We start from the raw sequence: 24,208 nt of genomic DNA, 5'->3' as shown, positions 1-24,208 counted from the left end.
GCTAGCCGCGATCCATGCCAGTCGACATCGCCACCGTCCGCAAGATCGCGAGTCTTGCCCGTATCGCCATTACCGAGGAAGACGCCGCGCGCATCGCGCCCGAGCTCGACAACATCATGGGATGGATCGAGCAATTGGGCGAGGTGGATTGCACCGGCGTCCAGCCGATGACCGCGGTCATCCCCAACCATCTGCGCCTGCGCGACGATGTCGTGAATGCCGATCCGCTGACCGGCGGCGGTATTCGTGACGCCGTACTCGCCAATGCGCCCCAGGCCGAACACGGTTTCTTCACCGTGCCCAAGGTGATCGAATAATGACCGACCTTACCGATCTCGGCGTTGCCGCCATTCGTGATGGCGTGCGCGACGGCAGCTTTTCCGCGCGCGAAGTGGCCGAGGGCTTCATCGCCAACGTCTCCGCCGCGGCGGCGCTCAACGCCTTCCTCGTCGAAACCCCCGATCATGCGCTGGCCGCGGCCGACGCCGCCGATGCCGCGCGTGCCGCTGGCGAAACGCTCAAGCCGCTGGCGGGCGTGCCGATCGGCATGAAGGACCTGTTCTGCACAAACGGCGTGCCGACCACTGCCGCCAGCCGCATTCTGGAGGGCTTTACGCCTCCCTATGAATCGACGGTTTCGGCCAATTTGTGGAACGCTGGTGCGGGAATGCTGGGCAAGCTGAACCTCGACCAGTTCGCGATGGGATCATCGAACGAGACCAGCGCGTTCGGCAACGTGATCTCGCCGTGGCGACGCAATAACGGTGATACCGCGCCGCTCGCACCCGGTGGGTCTTCGGGCGGGTCGTCCTCGGCGATCGCAGCGCGGCTGTGCCCGGCGGCGACCGGCACCGATACCGGCGGATCGATCCGCCAGCCTGCCGCCTTTACCGGCATTTCGGGCATCAAGCCGACCTATGGCCGCTGCTCGCGCTGGGGGACGATCGCTTTCGCCTCGTCGCTCGACCAGGCAGGACCAATGGCGCGCGACGTGCGCGACTGCGCGATCATGCTCGAGGCGATGGCCGGGTTCGATGCCAAGGACGCGACCTCGCTCGATTTGCCTGTGCCCAACTGGGAAGCCGGATTGTCGGGCGATCTCAAGGGCAAGCGCGTGGGTATTCCCAAGGAATATCGGGTCGACGCCATGCCGCCCGAGATCGAGGCGCTGTGGCAGCAGGGCATCGAATGGCTGAAGGATGCGGGCGCGGAGATCGTCGAAGTCTCGCTGCCGCACACCAAATATGCGCTGCCCGCTTATTACATCATTGCGCCGGCCGAAGCCTCATCCAACCTCGCGCGCTATGACGGCGTGCGCTACGGCTTGCGCGATCTGCCCGAGGGGGCGGGCTTGCAGGACATGTATGCCGCTACCCGCGCCGCCGGTTTCGGCGACGAAGTTAAGCGCCGCATCATGGTCGGCACTTATGTCTTGTCAGCAGGGTTTTACGACGCGTACTTCACACAGGCTTCGAAGATCCGCACGCTGATCGCGCGCGATTTCGAGCAGGCCTGGGCCACGTGTGACGTGCTGCTGACGCCGACGGCACCCTCGGCGGCGTTCGCGCTGGGCGAGAAGTCGGCCGATCCGATCGCGATGTATTTGAACGATGTGTTCACCGTGCCGTCGTCGCTCGCTGGGCTCCCGGCGATGAGCGTGCCCGGCGGGCTGGACGGGCAGGGGCTGCCGCTCGGGCTTCAGATCATCGGCAAGGCGCTGGATGAGCAGAGCGTGCTCAACGCCGGGCTCGCGGTCGAGCAGCGCGCAGGCTTTACCGCGCGGGCGGAGCGCTGGTGGTGACCGAGAAGGCATAGGTCGCAAGGAAAGTTCCGGCCTGCGTTTGCGATCCGGCTGTGTAAGTGTTACCTGGGTAACACTGGAGATTTCTCATGAACGCGCCTATCCGCATCGAAACGGGTACGATGACCAGCAAAGGGCAGATCTTGATCCCAAAGGCGATCCGGGATGCTGCTGGGCTGCTTCCGGGCCAGCCTTACAAAGTGGCGCTTGATGCGGAAGGGCGCGTCACGGTGGCGGCGCTTGGCGACGGCCCTGCCGATGTGGAACGGCGGCAACAGGCGCAAGCGAAAGCGATCGACGCATTGGCCGGGCGATTCTCGTTTGGTGGCCCGACCGATCAAGTGATGCGAGATTTGCGGGGCGATTACGTTCCGTGATCTTAGTCGATTCCAATATATTGATCGATGTGCTTGGACGTGATCCGCAATGGTTCGGCTGGTCCCGTCGTCAGATCGGTCGCGCCGCCCTCGGCGCGTATCTTTTCGTGAACCCGGTCATTGCCGCAGAGATCGGCTGGCAATTCCAGGACGCGGAGCATTTTCGCTCGGTCATGAGCGCCCTGCTGATCGGCGTTGAAAGTCTCGATCCATCGGCAGGGATTCTGGCTGGCAAGGCATATCAACGTTATCGTGAACGCAGGGGGGAAGGCGCGCCGCGTTTGCCCTTACCGGATTTTCTGATCGGGGGCGATGCACAGCGTAGAGGCGCAAGCATCCTGACGCGGGATCCGCGCTTTTACGCCGCATATTTCCCGGATATTTCCCTTATCACACCCGAGACCGATGTATGACTGAATCCACCTACACCATCCGCGGCGAAACCGGCGACTGGGAGGTCGTGGTCGGCCTCGAAGTCCATGCGCAGATCACCACCAATGCCAAGCTCTTCTCGGGCGCGGCGACCGCGTTTGGCGCGGAGCCCAATACGCAGGTGTCGCTGGTCGATGCCGCGATGCCGGGGATGCTGCCCGTGCCCAACCGCGAGTGCATCCGCCAGGCGGTGCGCACCGGCATGGCGATCGAGGCGCAGATCAACCGCTGGTCGCGGTTCGACCGCAAGAACTATTTCTATGCCGATTTGCCGCAGGGCTATCAGATCAGTCAGCTCTACCACCCGCTGGTGGGCGAGGGCGCGATCGACATCAGCCTGGACGAAAAGAACCCCGACGCGCACGGCAAGCGCATCGGCGTCGAGCGCATCCATGTCGAGCAGGATGCCGGCAAATTGATGCACGATCAGCATCCGACCCGCTCCTATGTCGATCTCAACCGTTCGGGCGTCGCGCTGATGGAAATCGTGTCGAAGCCGGACATGACGTCTCCAGCAGAAGCAGGGGCTTATCTGCGAAAGTTGCGATCGATTCTGCGCTATGTCGGGTCGTGCGACGGCAATATGGAAGAAGGCTCGATGCGCGCGGACGTCAATGTCAGCGTGCGCAAGCCGGGCGATCCGTTCGGCACGCGGACCGAGACCAAGAACGTCAATTCGGTGCGCTTCGTGATGGCGGTGGTCGAGCAGGAAGCGCGCCGCCAGGTCGAGGTGCTCGAGGATGGCGGGCGCATCGTGCAGGAAACGCGGCTGTATGACCCCGATCGCAACGAAACGCGCTCGATGCGCTCGAAGGAAGATGCGCACGATTACCGTTATTTCCCCGATCCTGATCTGTTGCCGCTCGAACTCGACGAGGCGTTCCTCGCCGAATGTCGTGCGTCGCTGCCCGAACTGCCCGACACCAAGCGGCGGCGCTATGAAGCGCTTGGCATTACGCCTTATGCAGCCGCAGTGCTGACGGCGGAGGTCGAGGCGGCGCGCTGGTTCGACGCGCTGCTCGATTGCGGTGCGGCGCCGGTGGCGGCGGCGAACTGGACGACGTCGGAGTTGTTCGGCGCGCTCAACCGCACCGGCAAGGACATCGAAAACGCGCCGGTCAGCCCGACCCAGGCGGCGGAACTGCTCGGCCTGATTGCCGATGGCACGCTGTCGAGCACGCTCGCCAAGCAGGTGTTCGAGATCATGCTCGAAACCGGGCAGGGCGCGGCGGCGGTGGTTGAAGAACATGGGCTCAAGCAGACCAGCGACACCGGCGAAATCGAACGTGTCATCGCCGAAGTGATGGCGGCTAACGAAGATAAGGTCGCCGATTATCGCGGCGGCAAGGACAAATTGTTCGGCTTCTTCGTCGGCCAGACGATGAAGGCGATGGGCGGCAAGGCTAATCCGGGCGTGGTGAATGAAGTGCTGAAGAAAGCGCTTTCGCAACCGGAATAACCCGCTTATTGTATTCCTCATTCCGGGGGGATACGATGATCAGGAAGGTCTTTGCGCTGTGCGCATGTTGCTTGGCGTGGGCGTCTGCAACTGCGCAGGTGTTCGACAATCATGCTGTCATCGCGTTGCGGGAAGCCGGTTTGGGGGAAGCAACGCTTCTGACCAAGATCAACAGTCTGCCCTGTGCCTATGACGTCTCCACCGATGGTCTGATCTCGTTGAAGAAGGCCGGTGTCACGGATCCCGTGATTGCGGCCATGGTGAGCCGTTGTATCGCGTCCTCGCGCGCACAGGGCATCGACAATGGTTCGATGGACCCGCTCGTCAAACACGCGCCCGGTATCTATCTCGCGCAAGATTGGTTGCCCGACCAACGCGTTGTGCTTCTGCGGCCAGCCACGGGCAGCGGGACTCGCACGACGGGCAACGGCAGTGTCCTGTTCCCGCTCAAGTCGATGCTGACCCTGCCGCAGCCGACCAGCCAGAATCATGCGCTTTCCAAGCGGCCGACTTTCTATTTCTACTTCGACACGGCCGACAGAAATGTCAGCGATTTCGGTGTGGAGCGGTCCGTTGCCGCGCAGTCGCCGAGCGAGTTCAGCCTGGTCCGCTTTCGAATCAAAGGAAATGCGCGGGAGATCGAGGTCGGACGGCTTTCCGCCTACTTTTCGATAAGCTTGCGCAAAGGGGTGAACAGCAAAGACACGACCGCATTTGTGGCGACCGAGGTCGGGGACGGGATTTTCAAGGTCAGCGCGTCCGATGACATGCCGCCCGGGGAATATGCTTTTATTTTTTCCGGCGAGAGCGGACGTTCGCGCGTGTATGATTTTTCTGTGGCAGCCGAGACTGCTTCGTCGAAGGTAGGGGCCACGAAGTAAGTGCCGCGTCACCGTGAATTCGATGTTTATAAAATATTAATTTACGCGTCTTTGCTGGTGATCCAGCAATGTTAACGGCCAGTGATACTGGCCTTTTGTGTCTAAGGGAGGGGTTTGTGAAGATTCGATTGGCTGTTGTTTTGCTTTCGGCGCTCGTTGCTGGGTGTGCATCGACTCAGACTGTTCTAAGCGGGCCCGTGACGGAAACCTTTCACTCGCCGCAATCCATGAAGGAAGTGGCGTTTTGTCTGGCGAACAAGAACAATACTGCAGCACTCGAGCAGGAGGATGGCTCGCGGGTTGTTCTCATCAAGAATGGCTATGGTGGAGTGTCGCTGGCTTTCTCGATCTATCCCGAAGGCACGGGTAGCCGCATCGATTACCGAAAGAAATTTGGTACGATCGGCGGCGTCTGGAAGCAGTGCGTCGGCAAAAACTCTGCAAACTAAATCGAGCGGCTAAGTCTATTTTCCAAGGTGCGCCTGCGTTCGTTGCGGGCGCACCTCGTTGGGGACGTTTACTGCCCGTCATCCCCCTGATTCTTCACCACCCCGCCTGTTCCGCCAACGCCATCGGGCATCCCGGCGGAGGTGAACGCATCGGGTTCCTTGCCGCCTTCGCCGCGCTCGACGGCATCCTTGCGGGCTTCGACTTCCTGCTGGAGGTCGCTACGCGGATCGGTGTTGTCGCGGGGATCGTCGAGCGGGCCCTTGTTGATCTCGTCGTTCATGCGAAATCTCCCGTCAGGCCGGTGTCGGTCGGCTGGAACGGCTCGTCGCCCGGCGTTGCGTCGGGAGCGGGGAAGTCCACGTCGGGCGTCGGGCTCGGCAATTCGGTGGGCACCGGATCGGGTTGGCCGGGCTGGCTCGGGAACGGGGGCAATTCGGTCGGGGGCGTGGTTGCCATGATGATTCTCCTCGATGCTGAACAACGCGCGAGCATCGTCGGCGGTTGCGCAATATAAAGCCAGTCTGTTTGCGCGCTTGCCCCCGGCCATAGGGCTGGTATAGACGCGCCCCACACCGGCGGTGTCCCATGCGGGCGTGGCGGAACTGGTAGACGCAGCAGGTTTAGGTCCTGCCATCGCAAGATGTGGGGGTTCGAGTCCCTTCGCCCGCACCAGGCCGCCCGTGGCAAACGGGCGGTAGCCATCAGAAATTCCTGTAAAAGGCACGACTTGAGTATGCAAACTGTCGAGACGTTGAACGAGGGGCTGAAGCGCGCCTACACGCTGAAGATCACCGCGAAGGACATCGATTCGCGTGTGGACGCCGAACTGAAGCGCGTTGCGCCGACGGTGCGCATGCCCGGCTTCCGCCCCGGCAAGGTTCCCGCGAACCTGGTGCGCAAGATGCACGGCGAGGCGCTGATGCAGGACGCGCTCAACACCTCGATCCAGCAGGGCATTCAGGAACTGATCGCCGAGCACAAGCTGCGCCCCGCGCTGCAGCCCTCGGTCAGCCTCGATGACGGCTATGAGCTCGGCAAGGATGCCGATGTGAAGGTCGAGCTCGAAGTGCTCCCCGACGTGCCGACGCCTGCGATCGACAATCTGAAGCTCGAGCGCCTGACCGTTCCCGCCGACGAAGCGGTCGTGCAGGAGCAACTGCAGAAGTTCGCTGACCAGCAGAAGCGCTGGGAAGAGGCCGATGCCGCTTATGAAGCCAAGACCGGCGATCTGGTCGTGCTCGATTTCGTCGGCAAGGTCGACGGCGTAGCGTTCGAGGGCGGCACTGGCGAGGACATGTCGGTCGAAATCGGCTCGGGTCGTCTGATCCCCGGCTTCGAGGAGCAGGTCGTCGGCGTGAAGGCTGGCGACGAGCGCCAGATCAACGTGACGTTCCCCGAGGATTACCAGGCCAAGGAACTGGCCGGCAAGGCCGCGACCTTCGACCTGACGGTCAAGACGGTGAAGACCGCGGGCGAGACCAAGATCGACGACGAACTCGCGACCTCGCTCGGCCTGCAGAGCCTCGAGCAGCTCACCGGTCTGCTCAAGGGCCAGATCGAGCAGGAACTGAACGGCCTGACGCGCACCCACATGAAGCGCAAGCTGCTCGACCAGCTCGCCGAGGGCCATGATTTCGAAGTGCCGCCGTCGATGGTGGAAGCCGAATTCGAGCAGATCTGGCAGCAGCTCCAGCATGAAGCGACGCATGAGGAAGATCCGGCAGCCGCACTCGCCGAGATGGAATCCGAGCGCGACGATTACCGCAAGATCGCCGAGCGTCGCGTTCGCCTGGGCCTGTTGCTGAGCGAAATCGGCCAGGCCAATGGCGTCGAAGTCAGCCAGCAGGAAATGAACCGCCTGATCGCGCAGGCTGCACAGCAATACGGCCCCGAGGATCGCAAGCGCTTCCTGCAATATATCCAGCAGGAGCCGATGGCGGCGGCCCAGCTCCGCGCCCCGCTGTACGAGGACAAGGTCGTCGACTTCCTGTTCGAAAAGGCCGAAGTCAGCGATCGCGAAGTGACGCGCGCCGAGCTGGAAGCCGCGATCGAGAGCGAAGAAGGCTTCTCGACCGGCACGCACAGCCACGATCACGAAAACCACAAGCCCAAGGCAGCCAAGAAGGCCGCGCCGAAGAAGGCCAAGGCTTCGGCAGACGATGCCAAGGAAATGGAAGCCGCCGACATCGAACCGGCAGCGACGGGCGATGAATTGGTCGAAGCCGAGCCGGTGAAGAAGGCGGCGACCAAGAAGGCCCCCGCCAAGAAGGCCGCTGCAGCTGAACCCGCCGCCGACGGTGAAGCCGAAGCAGCGCCTGCCCCTGCCAAGAAGGCTCCGGCCAAGAAGAAGGCTGCTGCCGCCGACACGGCGGAATAAGCCCCCTTTCTTGCCTGTTATTCATCACCCCCGGGGCTTGCCTCGGGGGTGATGTCGTTTTGGGGTGGTCGCCGGGCAGGAGGCGTGGGGAGGCCTCGCGAACGCTTCCGTCGGTCGCCTGTCACAAAGGGGGTCGAACCGATCGCCATTCACCCCTATGGCAGAGCCATGACCACGCGCATTGCCATCCTGCTGCCCTGCTATAATGAGAGCGCCGCCATTGCGCAGACGGTGGCCGGGTTCCGCGCGGCGCTGCCCGACGCGACGATTTACGTCTACGATAACAACAGTTCCGACGACACCGTTGCGGTGGCGCGCGCTGCGGGCGCGATCGTGCGGACCGAGCGGATGCAGGGCAAGGGCAACGTCGTCCGCCGCATGTTCGCCGATGTCGATGCCGACATCTATGTGATGGCCGATGGTGACGCGACCTATGACGCGACCGTCGCGCCCGCTTTGGTGCAGCGCTTGCTCGACGAACAGCTCGACATGGTCGTTGGCAGCCGCGTGACCGAGGTCACCGCCGCCTATCGTCGCGGGCATGTGCTCGGCAACAAGGCGATGACCGGGCTGCTCGCGCAATTGTTCGGGCGCAGTTTTACCGATATTTTCTCGGGTTACCGCGTGTTTTCGCGGCGGTTCGTGAAGAGTTTTCCGGTGCTTTCGTCGGGCTTCGAGATCGAGACCGAAATCAGCGTCCATGCGCTCGAACTCAAGATGCCGGTCGGCGAGATCGAAACCCCCTATTTCGCGCGGCCTGAGGGCTCCGAATCGAAGCTCAGCACCTATCGCGACGGCTTCCGCATCGCGCACACGATCGTGACGCTGTACCGGATCGAGCGGCCGCTCCTGTTCTTCGGCGTGATCGCGGGCCTGCTGTTTGCCGCCGCTCTGGCGTTCGGCATTCCGTTGGTCATCACCTATATGCACACCCATCTGGTGCCGCGCTTGCCGACGGCAGTGATGGCGACCGGGCTGACGATTCTCGCCGCGCTCAACGTGTTTACCGGGTTGATCCTCGATACCGTGGTGCGCGGTCGGCGCGAGGTGCGGCGACTGGCGTATCTGGCGCACCGTGCGCCGGGCGGCGACGATCGTCGTGCCGATCAAGGTGCCATCGCAGGCGGGGCTTGAACTCGTTTCCGCCAGCGCCGATGTATGCGGTTCGAATTTCCGTTCTTCTCGGGGCATAAGGACTAAAAGGCTCATCATGCGCAATCCGTTCGACACCGGCGACTTTCTGGCTCCCATTCAAGACGGCCTCGTGCCGATCGTGGTGGAGCAATCGAACCGCGGCGAGCGTTCGTTCGACATCTATTCGCGGTTGTTGCGCGAGCGGATCATCTTCGTAACGGGCGGCGTCGAGGATCATATGGCGGCGGTCATCACCGCGCAGCTTCTGTTCCTCGAATCGGAAAATCCGAAGAAGGACATCTTCATGTACATCAACTCGCCGGGCGGTGTCGTCACGGCGGGCATGGCGATCCATGATACGATGCAGTACATCCGCCCGCGCGTCGGCACCGTGTGCATCGGCCAGGCGGCATCGATGGGCAGCTTCCTGCTCGCCGCCGGTGAGCCGGGGATGCGCGTCGCGTTGACCAACGCCCGTATCATGATCCATCAGCCTTCGGGCGGTGCGCAGGGCATGGCATCGGATATCCAGATCCAGGCCAAGGAAATCCAGCGCATCAAGAACCGGATGAACTCGCTTTATGCGCAGTACACCGGCAAGCCGATCGAGGAGATCGAGCGCGCGATGGACCGTGACACGTTCCTCGAGGCGCATGAGGCCAAGGACTTCGGTCTGGTCGATCAGGTGTTCGACAAGCGTCCGGCGCTGCCCGACGATTCGAGCACGCCACCGGCTTTGACTTCGGCTTGAGGTAGACTTTAGGTGGCGGGGCTTCGAAAAGGCGTCCCGCTACCGTATTCATACGGCAATTTTGGTGATTGTCGGATTGCGCGGGGTCAGTCTAGGATAGGCACCCCGCATATGTGCGCCCATTGGTGGTGCCAAGGATGGTTTGAATGACGAAGCTCAGCGGCGGCGACTCGAAGAGCACGCTTTATTGCTCCTTCTGCGGGAAGTCGCAGCATGAGGTGCGCAAGCTGATTGCGGGCCCAACCGTATTCATCTGCGATGAATGCGTCGAATTGTGCAACGACATCATCCGCGAGGAGACGAAGTCTGCGCTCGTGTCGAAGAAGGACGGCGGCGTTCCCACGCCGCAGGAAATCTGCGACGTGCTCGATGATTATGTGATCGGCCAGAAGCGCGCCAAGCGCGTGCTGTCGGTGGCGGTGCACAACCATTACAAGCGCCTCAACCACGGCCAGAAGGGCGCGGACGTTGAACTCGCCAAGTCCAACATCCTGCTCGTCGGCCCGACCGGTTGCGGCAAGACGTTGCTGGCGCAGACGCTCGCGCGCATCCTCGACGTGCCCTTCACCATGGCCGATGCGACGACGCTGACCGAGGCCGGTTACGTTGGCGAGGATGTCGAGAACATCATCCTCAAGCTGCTCCAGGCGTCCGACTACAACGTTGAGCGCGCGCAGCGCGGCATCGTGTACATCGACGAAATCGACAAGATCAGCCGCAAGGCCGAGAACCCGTCGATCACGCGCGACGTATCGGGCGAGGGCGTGCAGCAGGCGTTGCTCAAGCTGATGGAAGGCACCACCGCGAGCGTTCCCCCGCAGGGTGGCCGCAAGCATCCGCAGCAGGAGTTCCTGCAGGTGGACACGACCAACATCCTGTTCATCTGCGGCGGTGCCTTCTCGGGCCTCGAGAAGATCATCGGCGACCGTCTGCAGGGCAAGTCGATCGGCTTCGGTGCCTATGTCGCGTCCCCTGAGGAACGCCGCACTGGCGAGACGCTCAAGTCGGTCGAGCCCGAGGATTTGCTGAAGTTCGGCCTGATCCCGGAATTCGTCGGCCGCTTGCCGGTGATCGCGACGCTCGAGGATCTCGACGTGCCCGCGCTGGTCACGATCCTGACCGAGCCGAAGAATGCGCTGGTCAAACAGTATCAGAAGCTGTTCGACATGGAGGCAGTCAAGCTCGGCTTCACCGACGATGCGCTCGTGCAGGTCGCCAAAAAGGCGATCGACCGCAAGACCGGCGCGCGCGGGCTGCGATCGATCCTCGAGGGCATCTTGCTCGACACCATGTTCGATCTGCCCGGCATGGACGGCGTCGACGAGGTGATGATCGACAAGGACGTGATCGACGGCCGCAAGGAACCGATCCGCGTCTATGCCAAGAAAGAAAAGGCCGGGGCCGGGGCTGCGTGACCCTCGCGCCGCGTTCCACCCCGATCCGTGTCGCTGACGACGCCGATCGGGGACGGATCGCGGCAATGCTGGCCCGCGCGTTCGCCGACGATCCGGCGATGGCGTATATAGTACCCGACCCTGCCGACCGCGCGCTCCGGCTGCCGCGGCTTTTTGCGTTACTGTTCGAGGCGGATGCGCAGGCCGGTCTGCGGCTGGTCGCGGAAGGCGGCACGGCAACGACGCTGTGGCGCGCACCCGGTTTGGGCAAGACCTCGCTGCTCGATATGGTGATGCACGCCTGGCCGATGTGGCGCGCGCTGGGCGGGGCGATCGGTCGCGCGCTGACGGTGTCGAGCGCGATTGATGCGCATCTCCCCTCCGACGATGTCTGGTATCTGCATGTTGCCGGGTGCGACCCCGCCGCACAGGGGCGCGGCTTGGGTCGCGCGGTGATTCAGGCCGGGCTCGATCGGATCGCGGAGGACGGCCGACCCGTCTACCTCGAAACCGCCAACGAACGGAATGTGGGCTTCTACGCTACCCTCGGCTTTGTCGTGACCGAGGCGTGGCACGTCCCGAAGGGCGGCCCGGCGTTCTGGTCGATGCTCCGCGGCTGATCGGGCGGAACCGCGCGTCCGTCGCGTCGTTTACCATCCGTTAACCTTTGGCGTTTACCGATTGTTAACGCGCTGCAAGGCCCATCACGCATCGACATCCTGGAGAACGACCGCAATGCGTTTCGTATCGACGCCCCTTGTTCTCACGTCGCTGATTGCTCTTGGGGCGAGCGTGTCGAGCTGCACCGCCGGAACAGCACGGCCCCACGCGACATCGCACGTTGCCGCCACGCCGACCGGATGGGCCGGTTCGGTGACAGCCGAAGATCGCAGTCGGCTCGACGCGCTGCCGACGACATGGGTGCGCGCACGCGCTGCGGTGCCGGTCCGTCTCAAGGCCAAGCTCGATGCGGAAGGCCCTTTGGTCCAGCCCGGTGCCGCGCTGGATTTGCCCGCGCTGCCGCCCGGCCCCTATTACTGTCGTCTCGTCCGCCTGGGCGGAGCGCACGGTCTGGACACTTACAAGCCCGATTTCTGCACGGTCGACGGGACGACGCACGCTCTGTCCTTCACCAAGCAGAGCGGCACCAGCCTGCCCGGCGGCTGGCTGTTTCCCGATACCGACAAGCGGCAGGTGTTCCTCGGCACCTTCCGCCCGGCCCATGCCGACAGTGCGCCAGCCTATAGCGTCAATCCAGCGCAGGACGTGGCGGGCGTGGTCGAGCGCGTCGCGCCGTTCCGCTGGCGGCTGGTGCTGACGCGCGCGGGGAAGGGGGCGTTGCTCGATATCTACGAACTGGTGCCGGTGACGCCCGCCGTGCGCGGGGCGGTGCCCGCCGTTCCCGGCTGAGCTGGGTCAGAACAGGCCGGGGACGAAGCGCTTCACCCGTGCGGCATAGGCGTCGTAATCGGCGAAGGTCGCGCGCAGGACGCTTTCCTCGTGCCGCACCCGCATCGCGGTGCCGAGCGCGAACACGGGGACTCCCGCGATCAGGTTGAGCGTGTGGCCGTAAGCGATCGCCATCGCCAGCGTGAACAGCGCCATCGCCACATAGATCGGGTTGCGGACATGCGCGAACGGGCCCGATTGCACCAGATGCCCGTCGCTGCGGGTGCGCGCGACCAGCGCCCAGTTGCGGCCCATCGCGCGCGACGACGAATCGAACAGCCACACCGCCCCGAGGATCAGCACCAGCACGATCGCCCCTTCGAGCAGCGCTGTGGTGGAGGCGGGATCGAGGCTGACCCGGATCGGGCCAAATCCGACCATGCCGATCCCTATCCCCTGCGCCACGATCCCCCAGATCGACGCATTGCTGCGCCGCGCGTCGGAGCTCTTCGGGCTTTTGACGCCGCGCGCGCGGGCGCGGAGCAGCGACACCACAAACACGCCCATGCCAACGCCGAGCGCGATCAAGCCGGGAAGTCCAACAGGATCGGTCGGAAATCGCATCATAGCCTCCAGATCGAGGCTGTGTTATTCAAATAACACGCGCTCGTCAATTGGTGGGGCGCGGCCGCCGCGCCTGCGCATCGCGCCATACCTGATATTGCTCGATCGCGACCGAGCGCCGCAGCAGCTTGGCCTTGGGGTCGATCACGACATGCGCGCGCTTCGGCACGGTCAGGCTGCCCACGCCCCCCGCCATCGGCAGCTTCACGACCCGGCCATCGATCTGCACCTCGACCGGCATCGGGAACACCCGTCCGCCCGGTGCCTGCCAGCGCAGCGCGAGGCGCGTTGCGCTGCGCGTCTCGATCAGATCGGGCAGGGCGGCTTCGCGCAGATAGACGTCGAAAAACCAGCCATAATCCTTGCCGGTCACGCGCCGCACGAAGCGTTCATATTCGAGCGTGGAACCGTAGCGCGGGGCGAAATTGCCCGGCCGCGGATCGATCCGCCCGTACACCGCCAGCCGCGTGACGTCGCGAAACGCGCGGTCGCCGATCAGCGAGCGGAGCGTGTGGAGCATCCACGAGCCCTTGTAATAGATGTCCTGGCCCGGGCCGCCTTTGTCGACCTCATACACCTCTTCCTCGGTGCGCACCTTGCCGGAGATGATCGGGCGGAGGTTGGCGATCTTGCCGCGTTCGTCCGCCAGCATCGTCGCATAGCGCGCCTCGCCCTCGCGCCAGCGGCCGTAGAGCGGCTGCATGTAGGTGCCATAGCCCTCGTGCAGCCAGTAATCGTCCCAATTGGCCGCAGTTAGCTGATTGCCAAAATATTCATGGGCGAATTCATGCTGGAACAACCAGTCGAAGCCCTCGGGGGCCTTGGCATAGTCGTTGCCGTAGGCGTTGATCGTCTGGTGCTCCATGCCCTTGTGCGGCGTCTCCACCACCCCGACTTTCTCGTCACCGAACGGGTAAGGGCCGACTTCGCTTTCGAAAAAGTCGAGTGTCGGGCCGAACTCGGCAAACAGCGCGCGCGCCTTTTCCTCCTCGCCCGGCAGGAACCAGTAGAACATCGGGATGCTGTTGCCGTAGCGGCTCTTATAGACGCCGGAAATTTCCTCATACGGCCCGACGTTGAGCGCGATGCCATAGGTGTTGGGGTGCTTGATCCGCCAGTTCCACACCGTCCGCCCGTCGGGCAGCGTATCCACCCCCAGCAATTTGCCATTGGACGGGGCCTTCAATCCCTTGGGCACGGTGATGTGGAGCGTGACGACGCCCGGCTCCCCGGTCGGGAAATCGAGGCATGGCCAGAATAGATCGCAGCCATAGCCTTCGGCGGTGGTGGCGAACCACGGCGCGCCGCCGGGTGTGGTCGCCCACACCATGCCGCTATCCCACGGTGCCTTGACCGCGACATGCGGCTGCCCGCCATAGCTGATGCGCGCGGCGACATGGCCACCTTTGGCGACGCGCTGCGGCAGCGTGATGACGAGCCGCCCTTCGGGGTTGCTCCACGCGCCGGGCGCGAGCGCCGCGCCATCGATGGCAATGGCATCGACCGGCAAATTGCGGTCCAGGTCGATCGCAAGGCGGTCGAGCGCGGCCTTTGCGGTGAAACTGAGCGTCGCCACGCCGCGCAGCGTCTCTGTTTCGGGCAACACCTCGAAGGACAGATCGGCGGCATCGAAGCCCAATTTGGCCTGGTCGGGATCGATCACCCCGCCCGAGCGCGCGGTCTGCGCTGTGATTGCGGGCTCGCCTTTCTTGGGCAGGGTGGTGGCACCGGTCAGCGCGAGGCAGCCACAAGCAAAAGCGAGTCTGGAAGCGATCATGAAGGGTCTAGCTCTACGGAAAAAGCGGTGATGGTCATGCGCAGGACGGGGCGACCGTTCTGCAGGATCGTGGTGGTGCGGGGAAAGCGGATTCCTAGTGCGGATACGGTTCCCGTAAACAGCAGGTGCTGATGCACGAGCGGCGGGTTCGGCGGCGGCCCAGCAAGGGTGTAGTCGGCCGAGGCGATCCGCCCGTCCGGGGCGAGCGTCAGTGCGATCGGGGGATACCCGTCGCGGATCGCCGTAATGCCGCGCCGCCCGTTTGGTGACAGCGATGCCGGGGCAAGCAGCAAATAGCTGTATGCCGCCAACTTTTGCCGCTCGAAATAGGCTTGCGGCTGGGGCAGGTTGGTCTGTGCGCCGTTATGGACCAGAAACGCACTGTCGCGTTCCACCATGATGGTCTGCGTGGCGCTGCGCCCTTCGCTCGTCAGCCAGGTGTCGGAACGCGCGCGCGCAAAGGGTTCGATTCGGGTTTCGACCATCAGGTCGACCGGCGTCCGGCCGATCATCATGCGGGCAGTACCGCTCCACGCGATCACGCGTACACGCGACAAAAGCGCTTGCCCGCCCGCCGCCGCCAGGGCGTGGGCGATGGGGTCGAGCGGGTGTTTCGCGCTGGCCGGGAACGCGGCGATGGCCGCTGCACCACCCAAAATCGTTCGACGATTGATGCAACGGCAACTCCCCCCATATAAGGAACTAAGCCCGCGTCGTTGACGCGACCCCGGAGTATCCATGACCAAAGCTACCTTCACCCCGTCCAAGTCCTCGTCGCCCACCCACGCCTATCCCGTGCTGCCGCTGCGCGACATCGTCGTGTTCCCCAACATGATCGTGCCGCTGTTCGTTGGTCGCGACAAGTCGGTCGCGGCTCTGGAGGCGGCGATGGCCGCCGACAAGGAGATTTTCCTGGTCGCGCAGCTCGACCCGAGCGAAGACGATCCCGATCGCGACGATCTGTACGAAATCGGCGTGACCGCCGTCGTGCTGCAACTGTTGAAATTGCCCGATGGCACGGTGCGCGTGCTGGTCGAGGGCAAGCGCCGCGCCATCCTGACCGGCCTGACGCAGACCGAGGGCTATCTCGCTGCCGACGTCGAGTTGCTTGAAGGCGATGAGGGCGAGGAGGCACTCGAGGCTGTCAGCACCGAAATGGCGGCGCTGATGCGCTCCGTGGTCGAGCAGTTCGAAAACTATGCCAAGCTCAACCGCAAGCTGCCCGCCGAAACTGCGGTCCAGCTCGGGGAAATCGAGGATGCGAACAAGCTCGCCGATGCCGTTGCCGCGAACATTCAGGTCAAGGTGTCCGACAAGCAGGCGCTGCTGATCGAACGCGATCCGGCCAAGCGACTCGAGATGGTGTTTGCCTTCATGGAGGGCGAGCTGGGCGTGCTGCAGGTCGAGAAGAAGATCAAAAGCCGCGTCAAGCGCCAGATGGAGAAGACCCAGCGCGAATATTACCTCAACGAGCAGTTGAAGGCGATTCAGCGCGAACTCGGCAATGAGGGCGACGAGGGCGAAGGCGACGAGATCGCCGAGCTGACCAACAAGATCGCGACGCTCAAACTGTCCAAGGAAGCCCGCACCAAGGCGACGGCGGAGCTGAAGAAGCTCAAGACGATGGCACCGATGTCGGCCGAGGCGACCGTCGTGCGCAACTATCTCGACGTGCTGCTGGGCCTGCCGTGGGGCAAGAAGTCCAAGATCCGCAAGGATATTTCGGCGGCGCAAGCGGTGCTCGACGAGGACCATTATGCGCTCGAAAAGGTCAAGGACCGCATCATCGAATATCTCGCGGTACAGGCGCGCACCAACAAGCTGAAGGGGCCGATCCTGTGCCTCGTCGGCCCCCCCGGCGTCGGCAAGACCAGCCTGGGCAAGTCGATCGCCAAGGCCACGGGCCGCGAATTTATCCGCCAATCTTTAGGCGGTGTGCGCGATGAAGCAGAAATTCGGGGCCACCGCCGCACCTATATCGGCTCGCTGCCGGGCAAGATCGTTACCAATCTCAAAAAGGCTGGGACCAGCAACCCGCTGTTCTTGCTCGATGAAATCGACAAGCTCGGCCAGGATTTCCGCGGTGATCCGGCCTCGGCGCTGCTCGAAGTGCTCGATCCCGAGCAGAATGCGAAGTTCAACGATCACTATCTCGAAATCGACGTCGATCTTTCCGACGTGATGTTTGTGACGACCGCGAACACGCTCAACCTGCCGCAGCCGCTGCTCGACCGCATGGAGATCATCCGGCTCGAGGGCTATACCGAGGATGAGAAGGTCGAGATCGCCGAACGGCATCTGATCGCCAAGCAGATCGAGGCACATGGCCTGAAGGACGGCGAGTTCACGCTCACCACCGAGGGGTTGCGCGCGCTCATTCAGTTCTACACGCGCGAAGCCGGTGTGCGCACGCTGGAGCGCGAGATTGCCAAGCTCGCGCGCAAGGCGTTGCGGCGCATTCTTGAGGGCAAGGCCGAGAGCGTCACCGTGACCCCGGACAACCTGTCCGAATTTGCGGGCGTGAAGAAATATCGCCACGGGCTGGGCGAGGAAGAGAATCAGATCGGTGCGGTCACCGGCCTCGCCTGGACTGAAGTCGGCGGCGAATTGCTGACGATCGAAAGCGTCACCGTGCCCGGGCGCGGTGCGGCGAAGATCACCGGCAAGCTCGGCGATGTGATGAAGGAATCGATCGAGACGGCGTTCAGCTTCATCAAGGCACGCTCGCCCTCTTATGGGATCAAGCCGAGCATCTTCGCGCGCAAGGATATCCACATCCATCTGCCCGAAGGGGCGGTGCCCAAGGATGGTCCGTCGGCGGGTATCGGCATCGTGACGGCGATCGTCTCGACGCTCACCGGCGTTCCGGTGCGCCGCGATATCGCCATGACGGGCGAGGTGACGCTGCGCGGCCGCGTGCTACCGATCGGCGGCTTGAAGGAAAAGCTGCTGGCGGCGCTGCGCGGCGGCATCACCACCGTGCTCATCCCGCAGGAGAATGAGAAGGATCTGGCGGAGATTCCGGCCAATATCCTGGATGGTCTGAAGATCATCCCGGTGGCGCATGTCGATGAAGTGTTGCGGCTCGCGCTGACCGGCCCGCTCGCCGCGATCGACTGGACCGAGGCCGATGACCTGGCGGCGCAGCCGCCGGCGGGTGTCGCCCCGATTGGCGGCGAAGTGCATCATTGATCGGATCGATTACTCGAAATGCCGCATTTCCGCCGATTTTAGACCGGGGCTGTCGCTTTTTGTTTTGACAGCCCCCGCGCTAGCCGTCTTAGTGCGCAACCGGCTTTTTGCCTGGGTATATTTTTCCATTTTGTATCGGGGGTTTGGTGGCGATGAACAAACAGGAATTGATCGCGACGGTGGCCGACACGTCGGGTCTGACGAAGGGTGATGCAAGCAAGGCGGTCGAGGCGGTGTTCGACGCGGTCTCGGCGGCGCTGAAAAAGGGTGACGAAGTCCGCCTGGTTGGGTTCGGCACGTTCTCGGTCAGCAAGCGCAAGGCCTCGACCGGCCGCAACCCGCGCACCGGCGAACCGATGACGATCAAGGCGTCGTCGCAGCCGAAGTTCAAGGCCGGCAAGGGCCTGAAGGATTCGGTCAATTGATCTAATCTCCCGAAAACATGTTAGGTGCCGCTGGACAAGCGGCACTCGCTCGTTTTAAGGGATTGGTGAAGAGGGCGGCGGTAACGCCGCCCTCATCCGTTTAGCCCTCCCACATACGCATGTGCAGGACGGCAACGGGCGCGTAGCTCAGTGGTAGAGCACACCCTTCACACGGGTGGGGTCGCAAGTTCAATCCTTGCCGCGCCCACCATTCTCACGGATCGGGCAGTCCGGCGACGCTGCGGCGTCAGCGCCAGGGCAGTTCCCGAAACCATTTCGTGATGACATATTTGGTGCCCGCGCGGACTTTCATCCCGTGGTGCAACGTGGCGGGGTTGAGCCGCCCGTCGGGCAGGCGATTGTTCCACGCCAGCAGCTTCCCGGTCTCGGGCTGGATGATCTTGTCGATCGCCTTGAAGCGGGTCGCACCGCCAGCTTCGGGCTGGTTGAGGTAGATCATCACCGTCCACGTGCGGTTGCCCGCAATGCCGCAATACCGCTGATAGTCGATCCCGTCGGGTTCGAAATAATCGGTATGGGCTTTGAATTCCTGCCCTGTTGCATAACGCTGCCCCTGGATCGGCTCGCCATGCGCCGGGTCGAGCCCGGTAAAGGCGGCGATCCGCGCATTGAGATCGATCACCAGCGGATCGAACGGATCGAGATCGCCCGTCTCGCTGGTCCGAAAGGTCGGGTCGCCGTTGAAATCGGACAGGGTCGATGGCCGTCGCGTCGCATCGACTCGCGCGCATAAGGCCGTGGACGTTTCGGGATCGAGAAAGCCGCGGCGAACAAACAGCGTCAGTTTCGTGCTGGGTACGCGCTGCACGCTCGGTTGGGCGAGGATATGCTCGATCATGGCGTCGGCCGGGTTGCCCGATCCGAAATGTGTCTGCGCGGTCATCGGCCTATCCCTGCCAAAGCCGTTGTGGCTTTTCCAGCCCCTGCGACCGTGCGAGGTTCACAGCGTCGTCTGGTGTCTGTAACACGCGCATAAGGTTAGACGCGCGATCGAGGAATAATGCCGCATGCGGTTGGTGTTGGATGCGCGAGCGCGGAGTATTTTGCGACGCGTACCCGTGACGAAAGTGTATAGCGCGCTCGAGCTGCTGCTGACCGCTCTGCTCGCGGTGCAAGGTGCGCGGCTGGTGTGGACGGTGGTCACGCCGGTCGGCGCGATCGGCGTCTGGCGTCCGGCACACAGCGGGTTCGCCGGAGCGCCGCAAGCGCTCTTGAGCAGCTTCGATCCGTTCTTCCGCATCAGCGGCGGCGATGCGGCGGGACCGGCCGTCGTCACCAGCCTGCAACTGACCTTGTTCGGAACGCGGGTCGATGAAGCGCAGGGCGGCGGCTCGGCGATTATCGCTGGGCCTGACGGGGTGCAGCAAAGCGTCGGCGTCGGGCAGGAGATCATGCCCGGCGTGCGCTTGAAGGCGGTCGCGTTCGACCATGTCACGATTGACCGGAGCGGCGCGTCTGAAGATCTCTTCCTGGTCCAGCCGGAAACCACGCCAGTCGCCACGCCTGCGCCCGCTGCGCCGCCGCTGGTTGGCGGTGGTCCGGTGCGGCCGATGCCTTCGGCTCCTTCGGGGATCACCTTCGCCCAACTTCGTTCGGACATTGGGTTCATCCCGCGCATCGACAATGGCCGAGTGACCGGGCTGACCGTGCGATCGCAGGGGAATGGTCTCGCCTTTCGCACCGCCGGGTTGCACGAGGGCGATGTCGTGACCCAGATTGCCGGCAAACCGGTCGGAGGGACAGGCGATATTGAGCGCCTCGCTGCACAATTTGCCAAGGGCGGCCTGCTCTCTGTCGCGGTGGAGCGCGGCAAGGACACGATTCCACTTTCCATCACGATTGCGGGGCAATGAAGACATTTACTTTGGCACCGTTTCTGGCGCTTGCGCTCGCCGGCACCGCCGTTGGGCAGACCACGATGAATGTGCGCGACGCCGACATCCGCGCGTTCATCGCCGATGCGGCGCGCGTGACGGGGCGGACCTTCATCATCGATGCGCGGGTGCAGGGCAAGGTGACGGTGGTGACCGACCACCCGGTCAGCAAATCGCAATATTTCGAGATTTTCCTGTCGACGCTGCGCGCCAATGGCCTGGTCGCGGTGCCGACCAGCAACGGCGCGTTTCGGGTGCAGCCGACCGACAATGCCGCGTCGCAGCCCAGCCGCGTGGGGGCGCGCGGGGCGGCCAGCAACAGTTACGTGACCGAAATCGTTCGTTTGCGCTCAATCGACGCCGCCTCGGCGGTGGATACCGTGCGCGGGCTGATTTCGCCGCAGGGTTCGGTCACCGCCAATCGCGGTGGGAATAGCCTGGTCATCGTCGATTTCGCCGACAATGTCCGCCGCGTGCGCGAGGTGATCCGCCAGATCGACACCGACAATGCCGCAACGCGTATTGTCGCGTTGAAGAATGCCGGTGCCCGTGAAATCGCAACGGCGTTGCAAGCGCTGACCGGGCAGGGCGCGGGCGGCGGTGGACCGTCGACTGGCTCGAGCGCGAGCGTGGTGGCCGTGACCAGTTCCAATTCGGTGGCGATCCGCGGCGATGCAGCGTCGGTCGCGCGGCTGGCGGCGGTGGCCGAGGATTTGGACCGGCGCGCCAAGAACGGCACCGAGATCAAGGTCATTTTCCTCGAAAATGCCGATGCCGAGCAGCTTTTGCCGGTGCTTCAGCAATTGGTCGGGCAGGCCCCGTCGCCCATTTCGAACCAGCAGCTTTCCGCATCGACCTTTGGCAGCAATAACGGCCAGTCGAGCGGTAGCAACGGCAGCGGGTTTCAGACGACCGCACGGCAGACCACCGCGCCAGCCGCCCAACAAGACATCTCGACCGGTGGCGGTACCTCCACCGGGCAAGCCGCGATCAGTTCGGCCGGGCGGACGGCGGCGGTCGTCACGCGTTTCGTTGGCGCGAACGCGATCGTCATCGCCGCGCCAGCCGAGGTGCAGCGCCAATTGGCCGATGTGGTGCACCAACTCGACACCCGGCGCGAGCAAGTGCTGGTCGAGGCGATCGTTGCCGAAGTTTCGGACCAGACCGCCAGCCAGCTTGGCGCACAATTCGCCATCGCCAACATCAAGGGCGGCGTGTTCGCCGCCTCCAGCTTCCAGAACACTGCGCCCAGCTTGCTGACCATCGCCGGGGCGATCGGCGCGCGGCAGCTCAACACCACCACGACGGTGGTCAACGGCACCACCGTAACCACCAGCACCAACAGCAGCGCGAGCGATTCGCTCGCGCAATCGGCGATCAGCTCGATTCTGGGGGCGAGCGGCGGCTTCGGTGGCTGGGCGGGCAAAATCGGCGACACGGTCTTCGGTTCGATCATCAATGCCCTGAAGAGCGACACCACCTCCAACCTGTTGCAAGTCCCGCATCTGGTGATGCTCGACAATCAGGAAGCGCACAGCCTGGTCGGGCAGGAAATCCCGATCACCACGGGGCAGGCGCTGTCGAACAATTTCAACAATACCTTCCGCACCACCCAACGCGAGAATGTGGGGATCGAGCTGACGGTGCGGCCGCAAGTCAATTCCTCGGGCACGGTGAAGCTCAATCTGCGGCTGGGGGTGAGTTCGATCGCGGGGCCGGTGTCGAGCGACAATAGCGACCTGATCCTCAATAAGCGCGAGGTCGAGACGGTGCGCACGGTCGACGATGGCGACATTGCCGTCATCAGTGGTTTGCTCGACGACAATGAACGCCGCACGATCCAGAAGATCCCGCTGCTGGGCGATCTCCCGGGGCTGGGCAATCTGTTTCGCTCCAAGGCGAAGTCGCGGACCAAGACCAATTTGATGATCTTCATCCGCCCGACCATTTTGCGGACCGCCGAGGACAGCCGCCGCTTGACCGAGCAGCGCTATGGCTATCTGCGCCTGCAGCAGGGCTTGGCCGCGCCCAATGACGAGCCTTCGATCGACCAGTTGGTGCGCGATTATATGGGGGCGGCACCGCCGATCCCGAGCGCGCCCGTGCCCGGCAACATCGAGGATCCCCGCATTGCGGTGCCGGTGCAGCGCAGTTCGAGCACGGTGATCCACACCAAGCGGGGGCGGTGATGGGGACGGGCGGTGATCCTGGAACTTTCCCCTCCCGCTTGCGGGAGGGGCTAGGGGAGGGCAGTCCCGCTGCAGGCTTGTCCAGCGACAACCCTCCCCCAACCCCTGCCGCAAGCGGGAGGGGAGATTTTGATGCCTTGCCGCAAATCACCATTCCCTACGCCTTTGCGCGTCGGTTCGGCGTGGTGGTCGCGCCGAACCATGACGGGCACCTCACCGTCGCGATGCGCGAAGGGGCCGACCCCAAAACCTTGATCGAGCTGCGCCGCCATCTGGCCCGGCCGTTTCAGGTAACGGCCGTTACGCCGAGCGACTTCGACCGCTTGCTCTCCGAAGTCTATGCGATGGACGGGCAAGCGGCGGCGATGGCGGCAGGCGCGCTGGGGCTGGGCGATGAGCTCGACATGCTGGCCGACCACCTGCCGACAGCCGACGATTTGCTCGACACCGCCGATGATGCGCCCGCGATCCGGCTGATCAACGGCATCATCGCAGATGCCGCGCGCAACGGCGTGTCCGACATCCATGTCGAGCCGTATGAAACCGGGCTGGTGGTGCGGATGCGGATCGATGGCGTGCTGCGCGAGACGTTGCGGATGCCGCCGCATGTCGCGCCGGTGGTGGTCAGCCGTATCAAGGTGATGGCGCGGCTCGACATTGCCGAGCGGCGCGTGCCGCAGGACGGGCGGATCGGGCTGACGCTGGGCGGCAAGTTGCTCGACGTGCGCGTATCGACCTTGCCGAGCCGCGCGGGCGAGCGCGTGGTGCTGCGTATTCTCGACAAGGAAAATGCCGGGATCACGCTGGATGCACTGGGCATGACGCCGGCCATTCACCAGTTGCTGAAGGATGCGGTGACCGAGCCCAACGGCATCATCCTGGTTACCGGGCCGACGGGATCGGGCAAGACGACCACGCTGTACGCCTCGATGCGGCTGCTCAACGATGGCAGCCGCAACATCCTGACGGTCGAGGACCCGGTCGAATATGCGATGGAGGGTGTGGGGCAGACGCAGGTCAACCCCAAGGTCGGGCTGACCTTTGCGGCGGGCCTGCGCGCGATCCTGCGGCAGGACCCCGATGTGGTGATGGTCGGCGAAATCCGCGACCGCGAGACCGCCGAAATCGCGGTGCAGGCCTCGCTCACCGGGCATCTCGTGCTGTCGACCGTTCACACCAATGATGCGGTCGGCGCGATCACGCGGATGCGCGACATGAAGGTCGAGCCGTTCCTGCTGGCGTCCACCTTGCGCGCGGTGATCGCGCAGCGGCTGGTGCGCCGTTTGTGCGAGCATTGCCGCCGCCCGGTCGCGGCGGAGGGGCCGGTGGCGGCGCTGCTTGGCTTCGATCCGGGCACGATCGTCTATGAGGCGGTGGGTTGCGAGCAGTGCCAGGGCAGCGGTTTCAAGGGGCGCGTCGGCGTGTATGAAGCCGTCCGCGTCGATGAGACGGTGCGCCGCCTGATCAACGATGGCGGCGATGAAGCGCTTATCGCGCGCCATGCCTTTCTCCATGCGCCGACGCTGGGCAGCGCGGCGCGGCAGTTGGTGCGCGACGGCGTGACCACGGCGGAGGAAGCGGTGCGCGTGTCGCGGCGCGACATGGCCGATGCGGAAGCGCCGATGGTGGTACCGGAGGATGCGGCGTGAGGGAGTGCGCGC

The 24,208-nt window shown here is 63.8% G+C and carries 24 protein-coding genes and 2 tRNA genes; 20 read left to right on the top strand and 6 right to left on the bottom strand.

Annotation, left to right across the window (positions count from 1 at the left end; all coding sequences use genetic code 11):
* Nucleotides 1–14: 14 nt before the first annotated feature.
* The 7 genes from gatC (at nt 15) to EJC47_RS04855 (ending at nt 5,399) form a co-directional block, all read left to right on the top strand.
* On the top strand, nt 15–317 hold the full coding sequence (gene gatC, locus EJC47_RS04885) for an Asp-tRNA(Asn)/Glu-tRNA(Gln) amidotransferase subunit GatC (RefSeq protein ID WP_010403225.1): 303 nt from the start codon (nt 15–17) through the stop codon (nt 315–317).
* The gene (gene gatA / locus EJC47_RS04880) at nt 317–1,801 is read left to right on the top strand and encodes an Asp-tRNA(Asn)/Glu-tRNA(Gln) amidotransferase subunit GatA (RefSeq protein ID WP_126845707.1); all 1,485 of its coding nucleotides are present in this window, start codon (nt 317–319) and stop codon (nt 1,799–1,801) included. Before gatC ends, gatA begins: the two co-directional genes overlap by 1 nt.
* Nucleotides 1,802–1,890: 89 nt before the next feature.
* On the top strand, nt 1,891–2,178 hold the full coding sequence (locus EJC47_RS04875; protein WP_126845706.1) for an AbrB/MazE/SpoVT family DNA-binding domain-containing protein: 288 nt from the start codon (nt 1,891–1,893) through the stop codon (nt 2,176–2,178).
* Nucleotides 2,175–2,591: a type II toxin-antitoxin system VapC family toxin gene (locus EJC47_RS04870; RefSeq protein ID WP_126845705.1), complete on the top strand. Its 417-nt coding sequence runs from the start codon at nt 2,175–2,177 to the stop codon at nt 2,589–2,591. The genes EJC47_RS04875 and EJC47_RS04870 overlap by 4 nt, the downstream gene beginning before the upstream one ends.
* Nucleotides 2,588–4,069: an Asp-tRNA(Asn)/Glu-tRNA(Gln) amidotransferase subunit GatB gene (gene gatB, locus EJC47_RS04865; protein ID WP_126845704.1), complete on the top strand. Its 1,482-nt coding sequence runs from the start codon at nt 2,588–2,590 to the stop codon at nt 4,067–4,069. Before EJC47_RS04870 ends, gatB begins: the two co-directional genes overlap by 4 nt.
* A 35-nt stretch (nt 4,070–4,104) precedes the next feature.
* The gene (locus tag EJC47_RS04860) at nt 4,105–4,950 is read left to right on the top strand and encodes a hypothetical protein (protein ID WP_126845703.1); all 846 of its coding nucleotides are present in this window, start codon (nt 4,105–4,107) and stop codon (nt 4,948–4,950) included.
* A 116-nt stretch (nt 4,951–5,066) separates the two neighbouring features.
* Nucleotides 5,067–5,399: a hypothetical protein gene (locus EJC47_RS04855; protein WP_260591477.1), complete on the top strand. Its 333-nt coding sequence runs from the start codon at nt 5,067–5,069 to the stop codon at nt 5,397–5,399.
* 68 nt (nt 5,400–5,467) lie between these two features.
* Here EJC47_RS04855 and EJC47_RS04850 read toward each other — a convergent pair whose 3' ends face one another.
* Both EJC47_RS04850 and EJC47_RS04845 read right to left on the bottom strand, forming a co-directional pair.
* Entirely contained in the window at nt 5,468–5,680 is a 213-nt protein-coding gene (locus tag EJC47_RS04850; RefSeq protein WP_126845702.1) for a hypothetical protein, read from the bottom strand.
* Nucleotides 5,677–5,856 (bottom strand): hypothetical protein, encoded by a 180-nt coding sequence (locus tag EJC47_RS04845; protein WP_081988636.1) that lies wholly within the window; start codon nt 5,854–5,856, stop codon nt 5,677–5,679. Before EJC47_RS04845 ends, EJC47_RS04850 begins: the two co-directional genes overlap by 4 nt.
* Nucleotides 5,857–5,987: 131 nt before the next feature.
* On the opposite strand from EJC47_RS04845, the gene EJC47_RS04840 reads away from it, so the two are divergent.
* The 7 genes from EJC47_RS04840 (at nt 5,988) to EJC47_RS04810 (ending at nt 12,466) form a co-directional block, all read left to right on the top strand.
* Nucleotides 5,988–6,072, top strand: a tRNA-Leu gene (locus EJC47_RS04840).
* 61 nt (nt 6,073–6,133) lie between these two features.
* Nucleotides 6,134–7,777, top strand: coding sequence for a trigger factor (gene tig / locus EJC47_RS04835; RefSeq protein ID WP_126845800.1), 1,644 nt, complete (start codon nt 6,134–6,136; stop codon nt 7,775–7,777).
* Between the two features lie 168 nt (nt 7,778–7,945).
* The gene (locus tag EJC47_RS04830) at nt 7,946–8,911 is read left to right on the top strand and encodes a glycosyltransferase family 2 protein (protein WP_126845701.1); all 966 of its coding nucleotides are present in this window, start codon (nt 7,946–7,948) and stop codon (nt 8,909–8,911) included.
* 76 nt (nt 8,912–8,987) lie between these two features.
* Nucleotides 8,988–9,662 carry an ATP-dependent Clp protease proteolytic subunit gene (locus EJC47_RS04825; RefSeq protein WP_010403211.1) on the top strand — a complete coding sequence of 225 codons (675 nt, stop codon included), beginning with the start codon at nt 8,988–8,990 and terminating at the stop codon, nt 9,660–9,662.
* 146 nt (nt 9,663–9,808) lie between these two features.
* Nucleotides 9,809–11,077 carry an ATP-dependent Clp protease ATP-binding subunit ClpX gene (clpX, locus tag EJC47_RS04820; RefSeq protein WP_010403209.1) on the top strand — a complete coding sequence of 423 codons (1,269 nt, stop codon included), beginning with the start codon at nt 9,809–9,811 and terminating at the stop codon, nt 11,075–11,077.
* Complete coding sequence (locus EJC47_RS04815) at nt 11,074–11,676, top strand: GNAT family N-acetyltransferase (protein ID WP_126845700.1); 603 nt, start codon at nt 11,074–11,076, stop codon at nt 11,674–11,676. Before clpX ends, EJC47_RS04815 begins: the two co-directional genes overlap by 4 nt.
* Nucleotides 11,677–11,791: 115 nt before the next feature.
* Complete coding sequence (locus EJC47_RS04810) at nt 11,792–12,466, top strand: DUF4893 domain-containing protein (RefSeq protein ID WP_126845699.1); 675 nt, start codon at nt 11,792–11,794, stop codon at nt 12,464–12,466.
* A gap of 6 nt (nt 12,467–12,472) precedes the next feature.
* On the opposite strand, the gene EJC47_RS04805 is transcribed toward EJC47_RS04810, so the two are convergent.
* Genes EJC47_RS04805 through EJC47_RS04795 form a run of 3 tightly spaced genes read right to left on the bottom strand, consistent with a single transcriptional unit; the run spans nt 12,473 to nt 15,502 of the window.
* Nucleotides 12,473–13,069, bottom strand: a complete 597-nt coding sequence (locus EJC47_RS04805) for a methyltransferase family protein (RefSeq protein ID WP_185867562.1) — start codon at nt 13,067–13,069, stop codon at nt 12,473–12,475.
* Between the two features lie 46 nt (nt 13,070–13,115).
* The gene (locus tag EJC47_RS04800) at nt 13,116–14,846 is read right to left on the bottom strand and encodes a M1 family metallopeptidase (protein WP_126845697.1); all 1,731 of its coding nucleotides are present in this window, start codon (nt 14,844–14,846) and stop codon (nt 13,116–13,118) included.
* Complete coding sequence (locus tag EJC47_RS04795) at nt 14,843–15,502, bottom strand: hypothetical protein (RefSeq protein WP_126845696.1); 660 nt, start codon at nt 15,500–15,502, stop codon at nt 14,843–14,845. The genes EJC47_RS04800 and EJC47_RS04795 overlap by 4 nt, the downstream gene beginning before the upstream one ends.
* Nucleotides 15,503–15,584: 82 nt before the next feature.
* On the opposite strand from EJC47_RS04795, the gene lon reads away from it, so the two are divergent.
* The 3 genes from lon to EJC47_RS04780 all read left to right on the top strand — a co-directional run bounded on the left by lon (nt 15,585) and on the right by EJC47_RS04780 (nt 18,674).
* Nucleotides 15,585–18,038: an endopeptidase La gene (gene lon / locus EJC47_RS04790; RefSeq protein WP_126845695.1), complete on the top strand. Its 2,454-nt coding sequence runs from the start codon at nt 15,585–15,587 to the stop codon at nt 18,036–18,038.
* 152 nt (nt 18,039–18,190) lie between these two features.
* Nucleotides 18,191–18,463 carry an HU family DNA-binding protein gene (locus EJC47_RS04785; RefSeq protein ID WP_010186832.1) on the top strand — a complete coding sequence of 91 codons (273 nt, stop codon included), beginning with the start codon at nt 18,191–18,193 and terminating at the stop codon, nt 18,461–18,463.
* 136 nt (nt 18,464–18,599) lie between these two features.
* Nucleotides 18,600–18,674 (top strand) — tRNA-Val (locus EJC47_RS04780).
* Between the two features lie 36 nt (nt 18,675–18,710).
* Here EJC47_RS04780 and EJC47_RS04775 read toward each other — a convergent pair.
* Entirely contained in the window at nt 18,711–19,367 is a 657-nt protein-coding gene (locus EJC47_RS04775; RefSeq protein ID WP_126845694.1) for a prolyl hydroxylase family protein, read from the bottom strand.
* A 124-nt stretch (nt 19,368–19,491) separates the two neighbouring features.
* Here EJC47_RS04775 and EJC47_RS04770 point away from each other — a divergent pair, with 124 nt between their 5' ends.
* Genes EJC47_RS04770 through gspE form a run of 3 tightly spaced genes read left to right on the top strand, consistent with a single transcriptional unit; the run spans nt 19,492 to nt 24,196 of the window.
* A complete protein-coding gene (locus EJC47_RS04770) occupies nt 19,492–20,337 on the top strand; it encodes a type II secretion system protein N (RefSeq protein WP_126845693.1) in 846 nt (281 codons plus the stop codon).
* Nucleotides 20,334–22,547, top strand: a complete 2,214-nt coding sequence (gene gspD / locus EJC47_RS04765) for a type II secretion system secretin GspD (RefSeq protein ID WP_126845692.1) — start codon at nt 20,334–20,336, stop codon at nt 22,545–22,547. Before EJC47_RS04770 ends, gspD begins: the two co-directional genes overlap by 4 nt.
* Complete coding sequence (gspE, locus tag EJC47_RS04760) at nt 22,547–24,196, top strand: type II secretion system ATPase GspE (protein WP_409574472.1); 1,650 nt, start codon at nt 22,547–22,549, stop codon at nt 24,194–24,196. The genes gspD and gspE overlap by 1 nt, the downstream gene beginning before the upstream one ends.
* Nucleotides 24,197–24,208 lie beyond the last annotated feature (12 nt).

The sequence above is a fragment of the Sphingomonas sp. TF3 genome, from assembly GCF_003985085.1.
Classification (GTDB): Bacteria; Pseudomonadota; Alphaproteobacteria; order Sphingomonadales; family Sphingomonadaceae; genus Sphingomonas.
Note: the sequence above shows the minus strand (reverse complement) of the source record. Positions and strands in the feature narration are given on the sequence as shown.